Source organism: Microvirga tunisiensis (genome assembly GCF_009296175.1).
Lineage (GTDB): Bacteria > Pseudomonadota > Alphaproteobacteria > Rhizobiales > Beijerinckiaceae > Microvirga > Microvirga tunisiensis.
In genome coordinates this window covers 1-788 of the sequence record NZ_VOSK01000909.1, presented here as the reverse complement: position 1 = coordinate 788, position 788 = coordinate 1, and the positions used below count along the sequence as shown (strand labels likewise).

General features: G+C 56.5%; 1 protein-coding gene. It reads right to left on the bottom strand.

Going from position 1 to position 788, the window contains the following annotated elements; translation table 11 throughout:
- Nucleotides 1–46: 46 nt before the first annotated feature.
- On the bottom strand, nt 47–788 hold a 742-nt coding region (locus FS320_RS44460), incomplete at its 5' end, for a hypothetical protein (RefSeq protein WP_210252275.1).

Sequence of the window (788 nt, the reverse complement as noted above, 5' to 3'; positions counted from 1 at the left end):
CGAGGCGATGACCCCCTGGCAGGCCGATCAGCCGTGCCGAACTCTGTCATCGGGCCAAGGTTGAGCGATCTCGGGTTCTGGAGGCATCCCTTAGTTCGCGTCGCGCGTGATCGTAGGCACTGTTGATGGACACCGAGACCGCGCGAACCTCAATCAAGTCCCTATGCTCGCCGACTGGATTGTCTCTTACCAGCTCACCGACTGATCCCTCAATCGCGCCGATGCTGTTGTTGAAACGGGAACTTTGCGTCACTGCCGCAGGCTCGGATGGCGAGAGAGGGTTATAGAAAGAAACCCACCGCTGGGCATCGTTATATTCTGCAGCCAGTATCGGATGTTTGTTCATTGCATCCTGAAGGCGCGCAACTTGATTGTCATTCAAGTGCTCACGTGCACGTGCAAGGGCAATCGCTGCTGGCCAAAAGTTTTGGTTTTGTCCTGGGTCATACTGTTCAAATTGTTCGATCATTGGCTCAATCAGGCGTGTTCTGTTTCCGCCACCAAGATCACCGAGGTGGTCCGCCATGCCCTGGATCGCGTAAGCTTGCTTCCTTGCGGAAGGGTCGCTGAGAATGCGATCGACCACGGCAGATTGCTCCGCGCCGGATAGAAATTTCAGTGTTGGCCCGGCAGCCCAAGTTAGATGCGCTGGGTCTGCGTCGGGAAGATCCAGGCTGTGCAAAGCCCTGGCTGCAGCCCCGAGCCGATCGAGCTGTGTGCTAAATGTAGTAAGAGCGGGGTCATCCGCAACCGCCTGTCGTGCTGAGTGGCTCATGAGTTTGAAGTTC